This window comes from Glutamicibacter sp. NPDC127525, assembly GCF_042672105.1.
Taxonomy (GTDB): domain Bacteria; phylum Actinomycetota; class Actinomycetes; order Actinomycetales; family Micrococcaceae; genus Glutamicibacter.
Map to the genome: position 1 here is coordinate 83,829 of NZ_JBHXVN010000010.1, position 18,933 is coordinate 102,761.

Below are 18,933 nucleotides of genomic sequence, written 5' to 3' on the forward strand. Positions count from 1 at the left end.
ACTAATTTGAGTACCCGGTCTGACCTGCAAAGTAAAAATAAATCTCAATCTGATAAAGGTTGCGTGTTTTCTCCGTTTGAGCTTGGTAGTTGCTGAACACTTTGGTAATCATTGAATGGTGAAAAGAGCAACCCTATGAGCCAACGACGCGCGTTCCGTCGCATATTCCTTCCCGCTGCATGGCTAGTTATCGGCGCCTTGATCGCCGTCAGCCTCGTGAAACTCGCGTTTGCCGGCGGCACTGCCAGCGCCGATGATGACCTGTTCCCCACCGGAGAGATCCCGGCAGAGACCATCTTTGCTGAGAAAGCCACGGTAGAGAACAAGCTGTCCATTCCCGGAACTATTAAGCTCACCGAATCGAAAGAGCTGAATGCGCCCGTGGACGGCGTTGTCAATTGGGCTTTCGTCAAGCCAGGCGACAATGTCTCCCTCGGCGATCGAATCTTCCAGGTCCGCGCCGAATCCCAGCCAGAGAGCGTTGAGGCCAACGACTCGGATAGTGAAGGTTCACAAGACGAGCAGCAACCGCAGGAAGCTGCGCCAGTGGTGAAGTACCACGACGTCTACGCAACGGCCACAGGCAAGGTCGGCGCTTTCCAGATCGAGGTTGGCGATGACGTCACCAAGGGCACAGGACTCGGCGCGATCCAGCCCCAAGAATTCTTGGCCGCCGGTTCGATCGATCCGCTGGACCGCTACCGGTTGCTCGATGAAAGCCTCGAAGCAACGATCACCATTGACGGCGGACCGGAGCCATTCACCTGCAAGGACCTGTCTGTCGGTGACAGCGCTTCGAAGAAAACCAGCGCCGGCTCCGCAGACCAGGACATGGAATCGCAGATGGATCCAATGGCATCCGGAGAATCCACGGAGAGCTCTTCGGGCAGCGAGATTTCTTGTGCCGTACCTGCAGACATCGTGGTTTTCGACGGCCTGAGCATGAACATGGAAATTGATGCAGGCACCGCCGAGGACGTATTGACCGTACCGGTATCGGCTGTTCGCGGCCTGGTTGGCCAGGGTGCGGTGTGGCGGCTGGATGAAAACGGCAAGGAAATCCGCACCGAGGTAGAGCTTGGCGTGACCGACGGAAAGGTCATCGAGGTGATTTCAGGACTGAAGGATGAGACGGAAATTCTCCGCTTCGTCCCAGGATCCACCCCGGCACCTGAAGAAATGATGGATATGGAGTCCTACTCAGATGAGTGGTGAGCCATTGCTGAAGCTCGAGAATGTCACGCGCAGCGTCCTGCTGCCCGATGACAGCGAGCTGCATATCCTCAACGGGATTGATCTCACGGTGTCCGAAGGCGATCACATAGCCATTGTCGGCCGTTCGGGTACGGGCAAGTCCACGCTGCTGAATATCCTTGGCCTGCTTGATCGGCCCACCAACGGTAGCCTGCTGTGGCGAGGCAAGGATGCGACCCGGCTGAGCTCCAAACAGGCGGCCCATGCACGCGGGCGCGACCTCGGTTTCGTTTTCCAGCAGTTCAACCTCCTGCCAGGACGCACTGCCCTGGAAAATGTCATGGCTCCACTGATGTACGCCGGTGGACGCGACTTCTGGAATCGGCGCAAGCTAGCAACCGAGTCCTTGGAGCGCGTGGGACTGGGCAAACGCTTGGATTCAATGCCCCAGACCCTCTCCGGTGGTGAGCAGCAACGTGTGGCCATCGCTCGCGCGCTGGTCCGCCGGCCACGAGTCGTACTGGCCGATGAGCCCACCGGTGCCTTGGATGTCACTACCGGACGTGCGGTGATGGATCTCTTGGATTCCGCCACGGTTGATTCCGGCGCTGCCCTGATCACCATCACGCACGACAGCAATGTTGCGGCCTTGGCCCGAGAACAGCTGCAGTTGGATGGCGGGCGGCTGCATCCGCTCAGTGAGGTGGCGGCAAGATGAAATCCTTAACTCGCTTAGGAACCGGTTTTGTTGCTGCGCTGCTGGAGGCATGGCAGGAACTGCGTATTCACAAGTTGCGCGTCTTGCTCTCCTTGGTTGGTGTCACCATTGCGGTGGCCTCGTTGACTACGGCATTGGCCGGAGCTGGCATGGCGCGTCAGATGATGACCGAAAGCCTTGAAAGCGAGGGTCGGCCAGCAATGATTGTTGTCTACGCCTACGACCCGAACTCGGATGCTGGTCCTGCGGGCAACGACCAAATCGATGGGGCCTTTCAAAAGACCAGTGACCGGTTCAAGGTCGAGTACACCACCATGATGGGACGCAGCTACGACCAGAAAGCTTCAGCCCAAGGGCTGAGCCTTGATGCCGAGATCATGGTGGTTGATCCCGACTACGCTCCAATGCACCGGTTAGTTGTTACTGACGGCCGCTGGCTGGAAGCCGAAGATGCACAGAATCTTGCCCCAGCGGCGGTGGTTGACCACACCTTCATCAAAGAATTGGGACTGGAAGGCCAGCGACTGCCTTTAACCGTGGATTTGATGAGCAATGGGAACACCGTCTCAGTTACTGTCATCGGAACCACCAAAGCATCTAGCTACGGCATGGGCGGCAAGCTGTGGATGCTGCCGGCCACCTATGAGCACTGGTTCGGCATGCAAGCTCCGCTCAATGAGGTCAGCTACAAGCTGTGGGTGCCCATCGAGGGATCCGAAGAGCTGGCCATGCACTTCGGCCAGCAAATGCAGGCAGAACTTCCTGGTCTCACAGTTGATGCGCACCGCGAAGATTATCTGATGTGGGGTGCTGATGAGAGCTTGAAGATGTTGACCATGGTGGTTGCCGGGATCGCAATCATCATCTTGCTGCTTGGTTCCCTGAGTCTGCTCAATGTTGCCATGGTGACCATGAAGCAGCGTATCCGCGAAGTGGGTATCCGACGCAGCTTCGGTGCAACAACCGGACGCGTATTCTTCTCGGTGATGATGGAAAGCGTCGTGGCCACGGCCGTAGCAGGTGGCATTGGCGTGCTCATCTCCGTTGCCTTGGTCTCCAACGAGAATCTGCTGAATATGGTGATGGCTACCGAGCTGGATCAAATGCCGGCATTCCCTATCGGTGCGGCCCTACTTGGCATGGGAGTTTCCATCGCCGTAGGCGCACTGACCGGTGTGCTTCCCGCGCTGGTGGCAGCCCGAGTCAAGATTGTGGATGCTATTCGCGTCTAATATGCAGATGCCGCTAAGGCGCTGGAACGGAATCATGACTTCCGTTCCAGCGCCTTCTGCGTACCCCTGGTGAGTCGGCTGATTAACTGCGGTAGCCGAGGACCGTTGAGAAAGCCTCCGTCGCCGAGGTCGCAAACCAAGAGGTTCTTCTCCAGCTCAGTGGCCGCGAACTGTGTTGAGCTGATCTGTTTATCCCTTGTTCACGGCAGGGAGGGATTCGTCGCTGCGCGATGCGCCTCCGGACGCGCGTTTTCTATCCTTCTTCCTCTTTCTACCCTCCGTCTTCATCCAAGCAATCAGCCCGATAGTAGTGACAGCAGCGATGCCGATCCAAATAGTTCCCCAAAGTGTGGATAACTGGATCCCCAGACCTCCGGTAACGGTGAAAATCAGTGTGGCCGGCAGGAATATAAACGCAAAAATATTCACTCGGTGACTGAACTTTTCACGCTTAACCGCCTCTTCGCGCAGTTGTTCGGCTCGTTCGCGATTCACCTGCTCTTCTTCGGCGCGCTGGTTGGCTTCCAGATAATCCATGATGGATTTCTGCTCGATCAGTGAATGCTTGATTCTTTCTTCCAGCATGCGCACGTTCTGCATGGCTTGCAGCACCCGAGTTGCAGATTCACGTCCGGGTATCTCCTGCAACCAGCGCTTGCCGTGGAACTCGATAAACCTTTTTTGAATGTCCTTGTATCGCTTAAGCGAAGCAGCGGAATCCTCAAGGTTTCCGGTTGCCGCTAGATTGGCCAGGTGTCCCGCGCGCTGGGTCAAGAATTCATCTTGCTGCATCGTCAAGACCGCCAAATCGACGAAGACTGAATGCGCTAAGGCCACCGTATGCCCAGTCTCTGCGATCCAGTGTTCAGGATCGCCATCCGGACGGGACTGGGCAACAATCCCCATCCCCCGATCACTGCACCAACCAATTGACGGGCCAAGGGAGACTTGGGCTTTGCTAACTCCGAGGTCGGACCAGTCGCTCAAAGTTGGCTTAGGCGTGGCGGTTTGAGCAATGCTCAGTGCATGCGCCCAGCGCACTGCAGGGTTGTCCATCGCGCTCGGTCCGTGCCAGTGTTTTTGGCACTGAGGAATCTTGTCTTGCGGAATAAAAGTGGAGATCGTATAGATGTTCCCCCATGGATCCTGCTTGTCTTTTGATTGCAGAGCGCCACCATTATTCAGTTCTACTGCCAAGCCTGCTGAACGCAAGGCGTTGTTTACACCCGCTCGCAAGTCCTTGCCATCGATGTTTGTGCCCGGCAGTAGCCCAGCACGAGTCGGCCGGTGCAGCGCAGAGGTCACCCAACCGGGGGTTTGCAATGCCTCTTTCGAAAGCTTCACGTGCAAGGCGACGTATTCAGCGTTGCCGGCTCCTGTTTCCGCCTCACTACGAGAACGTGAAATTCCAGCGATCCGGATACCGGCGCCGGTCAGCTTGCTGATTACCTTCTGGTTGTCGAAAGCAAACGTTGGAGCACCCGATAGTGCTTGCTTCGCGTCGGCAGTCATGGCCAGGAAATGAGGTCCGACCGAAGTCTTGTCGAACCAGCTTTTTGATGCTTTATGCAGATTTCCCGCGTCGTTTTGGAGAAACTCAGAGGTTTCGCTTTGCAGATCTTTGCAGAACATCTTCCACGTGATATCCGCGGCATTCGACGGGACCCACCACAAGTTTCCATCAGGTTCCGTGATCGAGGATGCCGGAACTCTGGCGACCAACGCCACGGATCCCCACATCCAGCTATTTGCGTGGACCTCGGTGGGGTGCGACGGCAGCGTCGAATCGATCACGCCTGTGTTTTGACCTGAAGACATCTTTTTCCTTGCGCTCTCATCTCAGCGAGTTTCGGATATTAAATACACTCCCCATAAATACAGGCTATCTACAATTACCCGGCATGCAGGAGGAAGCAACGGAATATTTCTCGTGAACAATCCATGACTCCACTTGCCCTCACCCTCAGTGAAATGGCCTATTTCCACGATCGGCAAAAGAGCGCCTGCCGTAGCTCGGCTTCGGTTCGCGAGCGAGCTTGCCCCTGCCGCCCAGCTGGCAAGAGGATAGCGCCGGTCGGGCATCCTTTGCCGACTACAGGGCAACGATGGCCGTGCAGGGAATCCGGCATCAGATCGACTGGCTAGCCAGGATTCCAGCTATCGATTGTGTGCTGCAGTACATCCGTTCCGGCGCCCCGCAATTGTCCATTTCGAAACATTCCCGCTCCCGGAGAATTCCGCGTGATCTTGCGGATTCCCAGGCCTTCACGATAATCATTTCCAAAGATTTCCAAAGCCCGCTTGACACCGTTTGAGATTCGGCGCACACTGATCGTATACGATTTGATGTACGAGATGATGTTCGATGAAAGCAGGCCGATCAACGGTGAGCAATATTGTCCCAGTAACCGAAGAGACCTTCGCGCAGGCAGGCAAGATCCTGGCCGTACACCTTAGCTACTCCTCGCGTGCGGCGCAGCGCGGACGCACCCCGAAGTTCCCCAGCTACTTCATGAAGGCCACCAGCTCGCTGGCCGCCAGCGGTTCCACCGTGGAACGCCCAGCTGGCACCGAGCTGCTCGCCTTCGAGGGCGAGATCGCACTGATCATCGGCAAGACCGCTCGCCGCGTCTCGGTAGACGAAGCCTGGGGCTACGTCGGGCAGGTCACCGCATCGAACGACCTCGGCGTGCACGACATGAAGTACGCGGACAAGGGCTCGAACATCCGCTCCAAGTCCGGCGACGGCTACACCCCGGTGGGTCCCAACGCCCTGGATGCTGCCACCTTGGATCCTGCCAAGCTGCGCGTGCAGACCTGGGTCAACGGCAAGCTCGCCCAGGACGCCGACACCTCCGAGCTGCTCTTCTCCTTCGCAACCATCATCGCCGACCTGTCCCAGCAGATGACCCTGCAGCCAGGTGACATGATCCTCACCGGCACCCCGGCCGGCTCCACCGTCTTCTTCCCCGGCGACGTTGTCGAGGTCGAGGTCACCGATCTGGTCTCCGGCGCCACGACCGGCAAGCTGGAGACCACCGCCGTCGAGGGCACTGCGGCCTTCGCCGCTTTCGGCAACCAGCCAAAGGTCACCGACAAGGACAAGGAAGATGCCTACGGCGATCGCGAGACCGCCGGCATGGCCCCGATCATCACCGGCAAGGACGTGCTGACCGACAAGGTCCGCGAGCAGCTGGCTTCGGTGGCTACCGCCACCTTGTCCGCCACCTTGCGCAAGCGCGGCCTGAACAACGTGAACATCGAAGTCCCCGGTGCCACCAAGGGCATGCAGCGCGTGATCGGCACCGCCCGCACCCTGCGCTACATCCCCAACCGCGAGGACCTGTTCAAGGCCCACGGCGGCGGCTACAACATGCAGAAGCAGTCCATCGACTCGCTCAATGACGGCGAGATCCTGGTCATGGAAGCCCGCGGCGAGACCGGCTCGGCCACCCTGGGCGACATCCTGGCCCTGCGCTCCCAGCAGCTCGGCGCCGCCGGCATCATCTCCGATGGCGGCGTACGGGACCTGGACGCCGTGTCCAACCTGCAGATCCCGGTCTTCTACAACGGCGCCCACCCAGCGGTTCTCGGCCGCAAGCACGTGGCCTGGGACAAGGACATCACCGTGGCCTGCGGCGGCGTATCGGTGCAGCCAGGAGATGTGATCGTGGCCGACTCCGATGGCATCGTGGTCATCCCGCCAGCAATGGTGGCCGAGGTGGCCGCTGAAGCCGCGGTGACCGAATCCAATGACGAATTCATCTTCGCCATGGTCCAGCGCGGCCACGGCATCGAGGGCCTGTTCCCGATGAATGATGCGTGGAAGAGCAAGTACAACGCCTGGAAGGACGCAGGCAGCCCGGATCTGGACTCATGGTCGCTGTAATGACCGCCTCCAAGTCCGAAGCCGCCTACCAGCTGGTTTCCGAGCGCATCGTCAACGGGGCATACTCCCCCGGCTACCGGCTGGTGCTGGGCACCATTGCCGACGAGCTGGGCTGCTCCGTGGTTCCGGTGCGCGAGGCGATCCGCCGGCTGGAGGCCGAGGGCCTGGTGCACTTCACCCGCAACGTCGGGGCGACGGTGGCCCACGTGGATTCCACCCTGTACCTGCACACCATGCAGACCCTGATGGTCATCGAGCCGGCCGCTACCGCGCTGGCTGCGGATGCCATGGATGCCGCCTGGCTTGCCAAGGCGCGGGCGCTGAACGAGAACATGCGCCAGTGCTTGGCGGATTTCGATCCGGTGGCCTTCACCCGGATGAATACCGAATTCCACCAGCTGCTCTACGGCCAGTGCCCCAATCCGCACATCCTGGACCTGGTCCAGCGCGGATGGCGCCGGCTGGCGGCCATGCGGGCCAGCAGCTTCACCCACATTCCCAACCGGGCTCGCGCTTCGGTTCAGGAACATGAGGCGCTGCTGGATCTGATCGGCAACCATGCCACCCCGGCGCAGATCGAAGCCGCCTGCCGGGACCACCGCTCGAATACGCTCAACGCCTATTTGAAAGCGGCCGGCATGGCACCTAGCGCCATCTAGCCAGCAGCACCGAGAACTTTCATAGATTTGCCACAACCCATCCGGTGAAAACACCGGAACAGCACGAAAGGAACTGCCATGAGCAAGCACTTCGTACCGGAAAACCTTCCGACCCACCTGCAGCACTACATCAACGGCGAATTCGTTGACTCCATCGGCGGAGCAACCTTCGACGTGCAGGAACCGGTAAGCAACACCAACTACGCCACCGTGGCTTCGGCACAGCCTGAAGACGTGGACCTGGCAGTTGCCGCCGCCAACAAGGCCTTCAAGGAAGGCCCTTGGGCCAAGATGCTGCCACGCGAGCGTTCCCGCGTGCTGCACAAGATCGCTGACATCGTCGAGTCCCGCGACGAAGAGCTCTCGCTGCTCGAGTCCTACGACTCCGGCCTGCCGATCACCCAGGCCAAGGGCCAGGCCCGCCGCGCCGCGGAGAACTTCCGCTTCTTCGCCGACCTGATCGTCGCGCAGGTGGATAACTCCTTCCGCGTCCCGGGACGCCAGATGAACTACGTGAACCGCAAGCCCATTGGCGTCGCCGCGCTGATCACCCCGTGGAACGTTCCGTTCATGCAGGAATCCTGGAAGCTGGCTCCGGCCATCGCCACCGGCAACTCGGTGGTCCTCAAGCCTGCCAGCTACACCCCGCTCTCCGCTGGCCTGTGGCCAGAAATCTTCCGCGAAGCCGGCCTGCCAGAGGGCGTCTTCAACCTGATCTTCGGTTCCGGCGGCGTCGCCGGCGACTACCTGGTCAAGCACCCGGATGTGCCACTGGTGTCCTTCACCGGCGACTCTTCCACCGGCGCCACCATCTCCACCGCGGCCGCGCCATTCTTCAAGGGCCTGTCCCTGGAACTCGGCGGAAAGTCCCCTGCAGTGGTCTTCGCCGACGCTGATCTGGAAGCTGCCCTGGACGCCACCGTCTTCGGCGTGTTCTCGCTGAACGGCGAGCGTTGCACCGCCGGTTCCCGCGTGCTGGTCCAGCGCGATATCTACGATGATTTCGTAGCCAAGTTCGCAGAACGCGCCAAGAACATCCGCGTTGGCCTGCCGAGCGACCCGAAGACCGAAGTCGGTGCACTGGTGCACCCTAACCACTTCGAGAAGGTCATGGGCTACATCGAGATCGGCAAGACCGAAGGCCGCTTGCTGGCCGGCGGCGGCCGTGCCGAAGGCTTCGAAGAGGGCAACTACGTTGCTCCGACCGTCTTCGCCGACGTTGCCCCGGATGCGCAGATCTTCCAGGACGAGATCTTCGGCCCGGTTGTTGCCATCACCCCGTTCGACACCGACGAGGAAGCACTGGAACTGGCCAACAACACCAAGTACGGCCTGGCAGCCTACGTGTGGACTTCCAACCTGAAGCGCGCGCACAACTTCGCGCACCAGATCGATTCGGGCATGGTGTGGCTGAACTCCAACAACGTCCGCGACCTGCGCACCCCATTCGGCGGCGTGAAGGCTTCGGGGCTGGGCCGCGAAGGCGGCTACCGCTCGGTGGACTTCTACACCACCCAGCAGTCCATCCAGATCACCCTGAACGAAGCGCACTCCCCTAAGTTCGGCGTCTAGGAAGCACGCGCTTCCCGCCCCTAGTTTTTCTTGCTTGCAAAGGAGCAAATCATGAGCAAAGAGATCGCAAACCCGATCCCAACCCCTTCGGTTCCAGCACCGGATATCCTGCGCTGCGCCTACGCTGAACTGGTCGTCACCGACCTGGAGCGCTCGCGCAAGTTCTACGTGGACGTACTGGGCCTGCACGTATCCTACGAAGACGAGAACCAGATCTACCTGCGTTCCTTCGAGGAATTCATCCACCACAACCTGGTGCTGACCAAGGGCCCGGTGGCAGCACTGAAGGCCATGGCTTTCCGTGTGCGCAGTGCCGAAGAGGTCGACAAGGCCGAGGCCTACTACAAGGAACTGGGCTGCCGCACCGAGCGCCGCAAGGAAGGCTTCGTCAAGGGCATCGGCGATGCACTGCGCGTCGAGGATCCACTGGGCTTCCCGTACGAGTTCTTCTTCGAGACCACCCACGTTGAGCGCCTGCACATGCGCTATGACCTGTACTCGGCCGGCGAACTGGTCCGCCTGGACCACTTCAACCAGGTCACCCCGGATGTGCCGCGCGGCCGCGCCTACCTCGAGGACCTGGGCTTCCGCGTCACCGAGGACATCCAGGACGACGAAGGCACCACCTACGCAGCCTGGATGCACCGCAAGGGCACCGTGCACGACACCGCTTTGACCGGCGGCAACGGCCCGCGCCTGCACCACGTGGCCTTCTCCACCCACGAGAAGCACAACATCATCCAGATCTGCGACAAGATGGGCGCACTGCGCATCTCGGACCGCATCGAGCGCGGCCCCGGCCGCCACGGCGTCTCCAACGCGTTCTACCTGTACATCCTGGATCCAGATGACCACCGCATCGAGATCTACACCCAGGATTACTACACCGGCGATCCGGACAACCCGACCATCACCTGGAACGTGCACGACAACCAGCGCCGCGACTGGTGGGGCAACCCGGTTGTTCCATCGTGGTACACCGAAGCTTCCAAGGTCCTGGACCTGGATGGCAACGTGCAGGAAGTCATCGAGCGCACCGATGACTCCGAGCTGGAAGTCACCATTGGCGCCGACGGCTTCTCCTTCACCCGTGCCGGTGACGAAGACGGCTCGTACCATGGCCAGGCTTCCAAGGGCTTCAAGCTGGGCAACCAGCTCTAAGCCAGGCAAGCTCTTCTAGACCCAGAGCTTGGCAGCTTCCCTGAGCTGCAACACAAGAATCCCGGGACATCAGCGAATTTCTTCGCCGATGCCCCGGGATTCTGCTTTTATTGGCCACGCTAATTCCTAGTCCATCGGCGAGACCCTGATCAGGTTGCCATCTGGATCCGCAGCAACAAAGGTCCTGCCAAAGACTTCGTCGTAAGGTTCTTGCACGATGCGCACTCCCTTGGCGGACCATTGGCGGCAAGTTTCGTCAACGTCACCGCCGGAGCCGGGGACCATCAAACCCACCTCGCTGGTGCGCGGGGTTTCCGGGACCGCATCTTCATTCTTGCCGGACCACACAGCGAAGCTCACCTGCTCGCTGAGGGCGAATGCCACATAGCGCGGCGAGACGAAGACAGGATCCATATCGAACAAATCGCCATAGAATTCGGCAGCTTTCCGGGCATCTTTGACATAAACGAGGAAAAGGTTCGGGCGGGGCATCGGGGACTCCTGGGATCAATGAATTAGTGGACATTAGCAGTCCACCAGAAAATCACGACAGAACATGTCTTCTTTTCTGGGATACTTGGAGGTCATGAAAGCTTCCAGGCTGTTGCACCTGCTCTTGCTGTTGCAGACTCGTCAGCGCATCAGCTCCTCGGAACTGTCCCAGACGCTGGAGGTCTCGCGACGGACCATCCTGCGCGATGTCGAAGCGCTGTCCATGGCTGGCGTCCCTGTCTACGCCGAGCGCGGGCGCCACGGAGGAATCGCCTTGCTGCCGGGCTCCCGATTGAATCTGGCCCATCTGGAGCCGCCGGAGCTGGAAGCCTTGTCCGTGGCGGGGCTCGATGAACGGCATTTGGAACTTCTGGGCTTGCGGGACGCACATGCTACGGCGGCGCGCAAGGTCGCGCTGAAGCAGGACGCAGCTCCAGCGGCCCATCCCCGGGCTACGTTGGCCGATATTGTCATGGTGGATAGTTCTGCCTGGCTGTCGGGCCGGAGCCTGCTGGTCGATATCGCGGATCTGGCAACCGCGTTGCGGCTTCGGCGCCAGCTGCGCATCAAGTATCGGCGCAGTACCGAGGCGCACCCAGCGTTCCTGCTCGTGGATCCCTATGGACTCGTGGCCAAGTCCGGTCGCTGGTATCTCGTCGCCGAACAGCAAGGTGAGCAGCGGCTGTTCTCGTTGGAGCGGCTCTACTCATTCGAAATCCTGCAGGCGCCGGCAAACTTGCAGGTCGACGCCACCCTGCGCACGGTGTGGCTCTCGCTCAAGGAACGCACAGAGGCACCCGGGGACGTGATGATCACGGCCCGCCTGCGTGCAACTCGACTGGATTTGGCCCGGCGAATCTTGGGCGAGCGTCTCCGGGACGTGGACGCAGCCGAAGGAGGGTGGTACCCGATCACTATTGTGTTCCGGCAAATCCAAGACGTGCGCCAACTGCTCCAATTTGCCGACCATATCCACGTAACTGGTCCCCCAGCGGCACGTGACATGATTCGCGCGCTGGCCACCGATCTGGTTTCGCGCCATCAGGATCCATCCGCCGCACCGGTGCCCCGAGAGCCGGATCGTTCGTGATCGTCGCGAGCGCGCAAAGGCCGGCAACCGCTGCGGTTGCCGGCCTTGTGCTTCCTGCGCTGCTTCACCAGTGGCGGGGTCAGCGCACCGCCCGGAAACGGAAGGCGGAGCCCAGCGCCGCGATGCTCACGATGGCCAGCACCGCCAGGTAGTAGCCCGGGGCAATCGGCTGGCCAGTGGCCTCGATCAGGAAGGCGCAAATCATCGGGGTGAATCCGCCGAAAATCGCCACAGAGGTGTTGTAGCTGAAGGACAGGCCCGTGGCCCGCGAGGAATCGCTGAAGACATCAGCCATCACCGACGGCAGCGCACCGAAGTACAATGCCTTGAGCAATCCCAGGATGACCATTACGACCGCGAGGACCAGGAAGGTCTTGCCCGCAATCAACCAGAGGAACAGCGGGATGGTCAGCAGCATGATCGCCAGGGCGGCGGGAATCATGATGCGCAATCGTCCGAAGCGGTCCGAAAGGTGGCCCACCACTGGCGTGGCGAAGGTCAAGATCGCCCCGGAGATAATCAGCGAGGAAAAGGAAACGGTAGGGCTCATGCCCAATTGGCTGATGCCGAAAGTCGGCATGTACTGCAGCACGAAGTTCAGCGCTGTCGAAATAGCCAGCGCTCCGCCGGCGATGAACACCGAGGCCTTGTTCGAGCGGAACAGCTCGCGCACCGGGGCATGCACCGCGTTCTTGGCGCTGTGCCGATCCCCCGGGGCCGCTTCGGGCAGCGGCGCTTCATCGACGTGGCGACGGATCCACCAGCCGGCAGGGCCCACCAGCAGACCGATGAAGAACGGTATGCGCCAGGCCCAGTCGTTCATCTGCTCCGTCGTGAAGATACTGGTCAAAGCGACCACCGTGATGGCAGCCATCATCGCGCCCAAGCCTTGGCTTGCGAACTGGAAGCTGCCCAGGAATCCCTTGCGCCCCTTGTCCTGCGCCAAGAGGTACGAGGTGGCGGCACCGAACTCGCCACCGGCGGAGAAGCCCTGGATGAGCCGCCCCAGGATGAGCCCCAGCGGAGCGAAGATGCCGATGGTGTCGTAGCCCGGCAGCAGTGCAATGATCGCCGTACCCACTACCATCAGCCTGATAGTGAGGATCAACCCCTTTTTCAAGCCCTTGCGGTCCGCATAGGATCCGAGTACAAGTCCACCTAGAGGGCGGATCAGGTAGGAGATACCGAAGACCGCAAAAGCCTGGATGACCTCTACTGCCGGATTTTCCGAGGGGAAGAAGTTGTGGCCGATATAGATTGCCAACAGCGCATAGATGGCCATGTCGTACCACTCCAGCGCATTGCCAATGGTGGCTGCGGCGATACCGCGAGCGGTGGACTGGCGTCGGGCCGGCGCTGTCTGGTCTTTAACTGGTAATTGCTGATTTTCCATGCTGGAGTCCTAGATCTTCTCGCTGCTAGCCGCTACCGTGCGCGGCAAGGTCGTGTTCGTTGCCAGGTCATGGAAGAGCCCGCACATCATTTTCAGTCCTTGGCGCAGCACCGGCTCCAGGGCGTGCTCGTTGGGCCCGTGCTGCTGGCACCCCGGATAGGAATGCGGGACCCACAAGGTCGGCAGGCCAAGCGTCGATTCGAAGACCGCATTGGGCAGCGAACCGCCGATATTGGGCAAGACCACCGCGGGCACGCCGGTGCTCCGCTGGATGGACTCGCTGGCCCAGCGCACCCAAGGGTTGTCGGGGTTGGTCCTGCTGGCCGGGAAGCACTGTCCCATGGCCAGCTGCACCATCGGGTAGCCGGCCTCGTCCAGTGCCCGCCGGATCGCCGCTTCCAGCCCCGCCAGATCCGTTCCAACGACGAAGCGCAGTTGCAGGACCGCCCGGGCCTCACCCGGGATGGCATTGACCGGCCGGGCGACGTCGGCCGATTGCAGGGCGATCACCTCCAGGGTATTCCAGGCGTAGAGCCGTTCTGCCGCGCTCAGCCTGGTGTCGCCCCAGCCGTCGGCCAATTGCGGGTCCTGCGCTCCTCCGCCCACCTGCACCGATTGGAGCGCTTGGCGCACCGAGTCGGGCAGTTCGTCGGGAAGCAGCCCTGGTACTTGGATACGCCCATGCCCATCGACCAGTGCACCGATCGCGCCAGCCAGCGTGGTTGCGGGGTTGCGCAGCAGGCCGCCCCAATTCCCTGAATGATAGCCGCCCGCGCGCAGCGGAATGCTGAGTTCGAAGGTCGCCCCACCCCGTGCGCCAAGGAATATCGTGGGTTCCTGGGCTGACAATCTGGGGCCGTCGGAGGCGATGAAGAGATCTGCGGCGAGTTCTTCGCGGTGCGCCGCGGCGTATTCATCCAGCTGCGGGGACCCGATTTCCTCGCCGGCTTCGAACAGGAAGACCGCGTTGAATCCCAATTCCCCGCGCTGGGCCAGCAGCATCTCGAAGGCCTTGAGGTTCACCAGGTGCTGGCCCTTGTTATCCGCCGCGCCGCGTCCGTACCAGCGCTCGCCTTGGGCATCCAGCACGAAAGGATCGCGCCCCTGCTCCCATTGCCCCGCTTGGCCGTCAACCACATCGGCATGCCCGTAGCACAGCACCGTAGTGTAATCCCGATGTTCTGTGCGAACCGCGCGCAGGAAAGAATTGCCCGATCCCCGCCAGTCCAGATCAAGCCGCACAGTAAAGCCCATGCCTTCGAGCCTCGATCGTAAGTTCTTATCCAGATATGAGTTCGTTGCAACCCTCTGGCTGGGGTCGGTGCTGACCGTCGGGCAGGCAACCAGCTCGGACAAGTCCTCGAACAGCTCCCCCGAGTCGACATACTTGTCCGCAGCTACTAGCAAATATTCTCTATTCGGCATGATTTCTCCCCGCTCGGCGTGTTGTACTGTAGATCACATTAGGAGATGGGCGCGACGGGAACCAGTGCCGTTTCGTGCATCAGGTTTGAGTTAAATGCAAAATGCTAATCGAACGGGAACAAGAGAATGCAAACATTGCCAACGGCGCTGCGCTACTTCCATGAGGTGGCTAGCACGGGATCTATTTCCGATGCCGCCGAATCGCAACATGTTTCCGCGTCGGCGATCAGCCGGCAGATCAGCCAGCTCGAACGCCACGTCGGCGCGGCAATTTTCCGCCGCCATGCCCGCGGCATGGAATTGACCGATGCCGGGGTGCTGCTGCTGGCCCATACCCGCCGCATGCTCTCCGAAGGCGAGCAACTGGCTCAGGATCTGAGCGAGCTCTCCTCGGGGGCTTCACGAGTCATCGAGGTGGCCAGCTCGGAAGGACTTGCTGCCTCGGTGACTCCTCGCGCCGTCTCCGCGTTCTGCAAGGAACATCCCGAGGTGACGGTTCACCTGAGCGTCTTGCCCTCGGCCGAGGCCACCAGGCAGGTTATCGAAGGCACTGCGGATCTCGCGACGATCTTTGCCCTGGGCCCGCAGCGCCATGTAACCGTCGAGCATTCCTGCCCAGCTCCGGCTTATGCCGTGGTTTGCGCCGACCACCCCCTGGCTGAGCGGACGCAGCTGTCGCTGGCCGAGCTCTGCGAGTACCCGATGTCCATGCCGGCCAAGGGCATCACCCAGCGCGAGCTTTTTGACATCGCCACCTCCATGGCCGGACTCACGCCGAAGATCGCGCTAACTACCGATCACATCAATCCGGCCATGGAGTTCGCGCGTTCCGGCGCGGGGGTGACCTTGCTCAGCCGCTTCGCTCGTCGCGATGGGCTGAGCCAAGGGCTGAGGTTCATCCCGATTGACCATCCGGCTCTGGCCGAACGCAGCGCACAGATCCTCACCATGCCGCGACGCCGGCAACCAGCCTTGGTCAGTGCGCTGATCCAGCAGATCACGGCCCTGATGCAGGAATACTGATCCGGGAAGAAGACGGCCTCGCCGCAGGGGCCGGCATGGGATTCTACTGGCCGAACAGCGGCCCTTGCTAATGGGTGGCGGTGCGGCACGGAGGCAGTCGCATGTACCGTGATGGCCCCTCCGAGGGATCGCTGATTGCCGGAGGCTTCGCTCGTCGGGTGCACCCGGGATTCGAACGGCGAGTATTTGCGCAGGCGGAGCCGAGCGAGCGCCGGAAGCGTTCGGAGCAGTCGTGGTTGACGGCGCTCTTCCTGATCGTGATGACGTGCTTTCCTAGGTGCCTTTCGAGCAACTGTCGGCCCAATTGATGGAGGGGCTTCCGTGCCGGAACACAAGCCGGGGGCAGTGACCCGCGAGCTCGTATCATTGCCGGCAGGCAGCTCAGCGCTGGACACGGTGGCACGGACTCCCACCTGCCATTCAGCGCGTTCACCCCCGGACTGTGCCCCGTTCCCGCACGGCCTTGCGCCAGCCGTCAACGATATCCCAGCCAATGCCGGCCGCGATTCCGCACCCGAGCAGCACGGCGAGAATGCGGAAGATGCCGCCATTGCCAGCGGCCTGTGCGTTTCCGGCGGCGAACCCGTCGCCTCCGGCAACCGCAACGAACGAGAGGAATTCCGGGTTGACGAGCTCGCCGCGCAACAGCAGGATCAGCGCCCAGGCCGCGAAGGCCAAGGCGAGCACGGTGTTCAGCACCGCCATGGCAGTTGTCCAACGACGCAGGCGGAACAGCGCGACGGCGAAGACGGCCTCGAGGATGATCAGTGCGAACAGGACGCCGATCCACCACGGCCACAGCCCCGGGTTGAGGATCGGGATCGGTTCACCGCCTGTGGGGAAGAATCCTCGGACCAGGTCCCACACCACCGCGCCGGCGGCGATGCCCAGGAATACCAGCGACGCGGTCAACTCGCTGCGGCCCGCGCCATCCTCGGGAATTTCCGGCAGCTGGTCAACATCCCACTTCACGCCAGTGTCCGCGCCAGTGCGCTCGAGCACGACGAACACGAGCGTGGTCCAGAAGCCCACGTGCACGATGACCTGCAGCCCGACGGAAAGCGACTGGACGATGCTTTCGCCCACGTCCTGTCCAGAGACCAGCAAACCCAGCGCCATTGCCCCTGCCACGCAGAGCGGCACGATCCACAGCAGCAGTTTCAGCAGGCGCCACCAAGCCAGGTAGTACTTCGGCCCGAGCAGGTGCAGCGGCCGGTCTGCGTAGCCGGCGGCGAGGATGCCGGGGTCGCCGAGTTCGGCCAGGACGCGGCGTTCTGCCTCCTGCGCGGCTTCGCCTTGGGCTACGCGCGCCTCGATGGCGTCGGCAATGGAGGCTTCGAGCTCGGCGCGGATGTCGTTCCGCATGCCGGGCTCGAGGCTGCGGATCGTGGCCGAGATGTAGCGTTCGGTCAATGTGGCAGTCATGTCAGTGCTCCTCTTCGGTGAGCGAGGCGATCGCCGTTGCCAGTGATCGCCATTCCGTGGTCAACGTGTCGGCAAGACGGATACCGTCAGGCGAGGTTCGGTAGAACTTGCGTGGCCTGGCCTCCTCGGTGTTCCACTCGCTGGTGAGGTAACCCTGCTTCTCCAGACGCCGCAGCAGCGGATACAAGGTGTTGGCATCGGTGGAGAAACCGTGGTCGTCGAGCTGCTCCAGCAGGCTGTAGCCGTATCCTGCACTGCGCAGCAGCTGCAGGCAAGCGAGCACAACGGTGCCGCGTCGCAGCTCTTGCAGTTGGGTGTCGAACTCTTCCATGCCGCTCACATTACCGTGCGCCACACACTATCGTCAATCACACATTACTGTCACAAGATGAGAACAGGTGTTCAATGCTATTCGTTGCAGAACTGGGGGCTGCAGCCGGAAGTGAGCGGTGGCGCTGAGGCGGGACAAGCAAACCAGCAAGTAACGCATCGCGTAGCGGCAGGACTGGCGGCTGGACTGGAGTGCCAAGATCCGTTGAATTCCAGCGCAGCGTGCTCCACGTTGCGCGCTCAAGGCCTTATGCGGCGACGAGATCAACAGCCTCGGCTTCCCCGAGCCCGGCAGCGTGGTCCATAGATCGGCAGTGGCCGCGCTTTTCCAGCCCATCGCCCATCGCCTTTTGATAACTGCGAACTTTCCGCAACAGGCCAACCTCCGGCCACGGAGGCCTTCCGCGCACTGCGCGCGGGAGAATAGCAAAAGCTAGCGGCCGGCAGCACCTCGAGCCGCCCGGACATCGAAGAAAACGGCTCCGGCGGAAAAGGGCCAGCCTCGCCCGGCAGCAATTGGCTGAACGGCTTTGCGGCTACCTGCCGTCCCTGAGCAGGGCCACGTCGGAGACCATTTCTATATGCTCGCCCATCGCGGCGGCGGCACCCGTGGCATCGCCGCGGCGAATCGCATCGGCGATTTTCAGGTGCGACTCCAGCGAACGCTCCGGGCGTCCTGGCTGCCCCAACGATTCGATGCGGGTTTCGAGCACCATCTCGGCGATAAACGTCATGAGTTTTTGCAAAACCGCTGATTTGGCTGCAGCGGTAATTGCCTCGTGGAAAAGCTCATCACCGCGCTCGCCACGGCCGCCCTCGCCAATTTCCGCGGCCATCACCTCCAGCGCGTGATCGATTTTGCGCAGGTCAGCCTCGGTGCGGCGTTCGGCAGCCAGCGCGGCCAGCTTGACCTCCAAGGTACTGCGCGCCTCGACGATATCCGGCAACCGGTTCTTGTGCTCGCGCAGTTCGCGCAGCACCGTGGCGACGCTCGGACGGTGCACGAGCACCGCGCCGGTTCCATGCTGCACGTCGATGACCCCGAGTACTTCCAGCGCCACCAGGGCCTGGGCCAGGGTCGCTCGCGAGACGCCGAGCTGTTCTGCCAGCTCGCGCTCGGCCGGCAGATGGTCGCCGGGCCCCAACTGCTCTGCTTCGACGAAAGCCAGGATCTGCTGCATCAACTGCTCATAGAGCCGAGGACGCTGCACCTTCGCGAACGCCCTGGCCTTCTTGGCTTCAGCCACAACCACTCCCCACCTGAAAATGTGTTCTTCCTCAAACTTACACCGAAAATTACCTTGACAAGACACCGAGAGTCTAGGAGGCT

16 protein-coding genes are annotated in these 18,933 nt (G+C 61.4%); 9 read left to right on the top strand and 7 right to left on the bottom strand.

Translation table 11 applies throughout. The annotated features are described in order from the left end of the window. Window positions 1–135 precede the first annotated feature (135 nt). The 3 genes from ACFVHU_RS17760 to ACFVHU_RS17770 are packed head-to-tail and all read left to right on the top strand — an operon-like array spanning window position 136 to window position 3,144. Complete coding sequence (locus ACFVHU_RS17760) at window positions 136–1,215, top strand: efflux RND transporter periplasmic adaptor subunit (RefSeq protein WP_332488687.1); 1,080 nt, start codon at window positions 136–138, stop codon at window positions 1,213–1,215. Next, on the top strand, window positions 1,205–1,912 hold the full coding sequence (locus ACFVHU_RS17765) for an ABC transporter ATP-binding protein (protein ID WP_388025803.1): 708 nt from the start codon (window positions 1,205–1,207) through the stop codon (window positions 1,910–1,912). Before ACFVHU_RS17760 ends, ACFVHU_RS17765 begins: the two co-directional genes overlap by 11 nt. Continuing rightward, complete coding sequence (locus ACFVHU_RS17770; protein ID WP_388025806.1) at window positions 1,909–3,144, top strand: ABC transporter permease; 1,236 nt, start codon at window positions 1,909–1,911, stop codon at window positions 3,142–3,144. The genes ACFVHU_RS17765 and ACFVHU_RS17770 overlap by 4 nt, the downstream gene beginning before the upstream one ends. Before the next feature lie 189 nt (window positions 3,145–3,333). Here the strand turns inward: ACFVHU_RS17770 and ACFVHU_RS17775 are convergent, their stop codons facing one another. After that, window positions 3,334–4,962 carry a hypothetical protein gene (locus tag ACFVHU_RS17775; protein WP_332728419.1) on the bottom strand — a complete coding sequence of 543 codons (1,629 nt, stop codon included), beginning with the start codon at window positions 4,960–4,962 and terminating at the stop codon, window positions 3,334–3,336. Between the two features lie 547 nt (window positions 4,963–5,509). Here ACFVHU_RS17775 and ACFVHU_RS17780 point away from each other — a divergent pair. The 4 genes from ACFVHU_RS17780 (at window position 5,510) to hpaD (ending at window position 10,425) form a co-directional block, all read left to right on the top strand. Next, window positions 5,510–7,033 carry a fumarylacetoacetate hydrolase family protein gene (locus ACFVHU_RS17780; protein WP_181148971.1) on the top strand — a complete coding sequence of 508 codons (1,524 nt, stop codon included), beginning with the start codon at window positions 5,510–5,512 and terminating at the stop codon, window positions 7,031–7,033. Beyond that, window positions 7,033–7,692, top strand: coding sequence for a GntR family transcriptional regulator (locus ACFVHU_RS17785; RefSeq protein ID WP_332488680.1), 660 nt, complete (start codon window positions 7,033–7,035; stop codon window positions 7,690–7,692). Before ACFVHU_RS17780 ends, ACFVHU_RS17785 begins: the two co-directional genes overlap by 1 nt. Before the next feature lie 78 nt (window positions 7,693–7,770). Beyond that, a complete protein-coding gene (gene hpaE / locus ACFVHU_RS17790; protein WP_105658032.1) occupies window positions 7,771–9,264 on the top strand; it encodes a 5-carboxymethyl-2-hydroxymuconate semialdehyde dehydrogenase in 1,494 nt (497 codons plus the stop codon). A 63-nt stretch (window positions 9,265–9,327) separates the two neighbouring features. Beyond that, window positions 9,328–10,425: a 3,4-dihydroxyphenylacetate 2,3-dioxygenase gene (hpaD, locus tag ACFVHU_RS17795; RefSeq protein ID WP_105661547.1), complete on the top strand. Its 1,098-nt coding sequence runs from the start codon at window positions 9,328–9,330 to the stop codon at window positions 10,423–10,425. Between the two features lie 126 nt (window positions 10,426–10,551). Here hpaD and ACFVHU_RS17800 read toward each other — a convergent pair whose 3' ends face one another. After that, entirely contained in the window at window positions 10,552–10,917 is a 366-nt protein-coding gene (locus tag ACFVHU_RS17800) for a VOC family protein (protein WP_105658031.1), read from the bottom strand. A 94-nt stretch (window positions 10,918–11,011) separates the two neighbouring features. On the opposite strand from ACFVHU_RS17800, the gene ACFVHU_RS17805 reads away from it, so the two are divergent. Continuing rightward, window positions 11,012–12,007, top strand: coding sequence for a YafY family protein (locus ACFVHU_RS17805; protein WP_105658030.1), 996 nt, complete (start codon window positions 11,012–11,014; stop codon window positions 12,005–12,007). Window positions 12,008–12,086: 79 nt separating this feature from the next. Here ACFVHU_RS17805 and ACFVHU_RS17810 read toward each other — a convergent pair whose 3' ends face one another. After that, the gene (locus tag ACFVHU_RS17810; RefSeq protein WP_105658029.1) at window positions 12,087–13,400 is read right to left on the bottom strand and encodes an MFS transporter; all 1,314 of its coding nucleotides are present in this window, start codon (window positions 13,398–13,400) and stop codon (window positions 12,087–12,089) included. Between the two features lie 9 nt (window positions 13,401–13,409). After that, window positions 13,410–14,825 carry a M20 family metallopeptidase gene (locus tag ACFVHU_RS17815; RefSeq protein WP_388025811.1) on the bottom strand — a complete coding sequence of 472 codons (1,416 nt, stop codon included), beginning with the start codon at window positions 14,823–14,825 and terminating at the stop codon, window positions 13,410–13,412. A gap of 126 nt (window positions 14,826–14,951) precedes the next feature. On the opposite strand from ACFVHU_RS17815, the gene ACFVHU_RS17820 reads away from it, so the two are divergent. Continuing rightward, window positions 14,952–15,848, top strand: a complete 897-nt coding sequence (locus ACFVHU_RS17820) for a LysR family transcriptional regulator (RefSeq protein WP_105658027.1) — start codon at window positions 14,952–14,954, stop codon at window positions 15,846–15,848. A 429-nt stretch (window positions 15,849–16,277) separates the two neighbouring features. On the opposite strand, the gene ACFVHU_RS17825 is transcribed toward ACFVHU_RS17820, so the two are convergent. The 3 genes from ACFVHU_RS17825 to ACFVHU_RS17835 form a co-directional block, all read right to left on the bottom strand. After that, a complete protein-coding gene (locus ACFVHU_RS17825; RefSeq protein ID WP_388025815.1) occupies window positions 16,278–17,273 on the bottom strand; it encodes a permease prefix domain 1-containing protein in 996 nt (331 codons plus the stop codon). A gap of 1 nt (window position 17,274) precedes the next feature. After that, the gene (locus ACFVHU_RS17830; RefSeq protein ID WP_105658025.1) at window positions 17,275–17,604 is read right to left on the bottom strand and encodes a PadR family transcriptional regulator; all 330 of its coding nucleotides are present in this window, start codon (window positions 17,602–17,604) and stop codon (window positions 17,275–17,277) included. A 535-nt stretch (window positions 17,605–18,139) separates the two neighbouring features. Further along, window positions 18,140–18,850, bottom strand: coding sequence for a FadR/GntR family transcriptional regulator (locus ACFVHU_RS17835; protein WP_388025822.1), 711 nt, complete (start codon window positions 18,848–18,850; stop codon window positions 18,140–18,142). Window positions 18,851–18,933: the final 83 nt, after the last annotated feature.

What these genes read in the sequence shown, in the direction of transcription:
- ACFVHU_RS17760 (WP_332488687.1), top strand. Translation starts at nt 136, where the DNA reads ATGAGCCAACGACGCGCGTTCCGTCGCATATTCCTTCCCGCTGCATGG.
- ACFVHU_RS17830 (WP_105658025.1), bottom strand. Translation starts at nt 17,604, where the DNA reads ATGGAAGAGTTCGACACCCAACTGCAAGAGCTGCGACGCGGCACCGTT.
- ACFVHU_RS17775 (WP_332728419.1), bottom strand. Translation starts at nt 4,962, where the DNA reads ATGTCTTCAGGTCAAAACACAGGCGTGATCGATTCGACGCTGCCGTCG.
- ACFVHU_RS17815 (WP_388025811.1), bottom strand. Translation starts at nt 14,825, where the DNA reads ATGCCGAATAGAGAATATTTGCTAGTAGCTGCGGACAAGTATGTCGAC.
- ACFVHU_RS17770 (WP_388025806.1), top strand. Translation starts at nt 1,909, where the DNA reads ATGAAATCCTTAACTCGCTTAGGAACCGGTTTTGTTGCTGCGCTGCTG.
- ACFVHU_RS17765 (WP_388025803.1), top strand. Translation starts at nt 1,205, where the DNA reads ATGAGTGGTGAGCCATTGCTGAAGCTCGAGAATGTCACGCGCAGCGTC.
- ACFVHU_RS17820 (WP_105658027.1), top strand. Translation starts at nt 14,952, where the DNA reads ATGCAAACATTGCCAACGGCGCTGCGCTACTTCCATGAGGTGGCTAGC.
- ACFVHU_RS17800 (WP_105658031.1), bottom strand. Translation starts at nt 10,917, where the DNA reads ATGCCCCGCCCGAACCTTTTCCTCGTTTATGTCAAAGATGCCCGGAAA.
- ACFVHU_RS17805 (WP_105658030.1), top strand. Translation starts at nt 11,012, where the DNA reads ATGAAAGCTTCCAGGCTGTTGCACCTGCTCTTGCTGTTGCAGACTCGT.
- ACFVHU_RS17780 (WP_181148971.1), top strand. Translation starts at nt 5,510, where the DNA reads ATGAAAGCAGGCCGATCAACGGTGAGCAATATTGTCCCAGTAACCGAA.
- ACFVHU_RS17810 (WP_105658029.1), bottom strand. Translation starts at nt 13,400, where the DNA reads ATGGAAAATCAGCAATTACCAGTTAAAGACCAGACAGCGCCGGCCCGA.
- hpaE (WP_105658032.1), top strand. Translation starts at nt 7,771, where the DNA reads ATGAGCAAGCACTTCGTACCGGAAAACCTTCCGACCCACCTGCAGCAC.
- ACFVHU_RS17825 (WP_388025815.1), bottom strand. Translation starts at nt 17,273, where the DNA reads ATGACTGCCACATTGACCGAACGCTACATCTCGGCCACGATCCGCAGC.
- ACFVHU_RS17785 (WP_332488680.1), top strand. Translation starts at nt 7,033, where the DNA reads ATGACCGCCTCCAAGTCCGAAGCCGCCTACCAGCTGGTTTCCGAGCGC.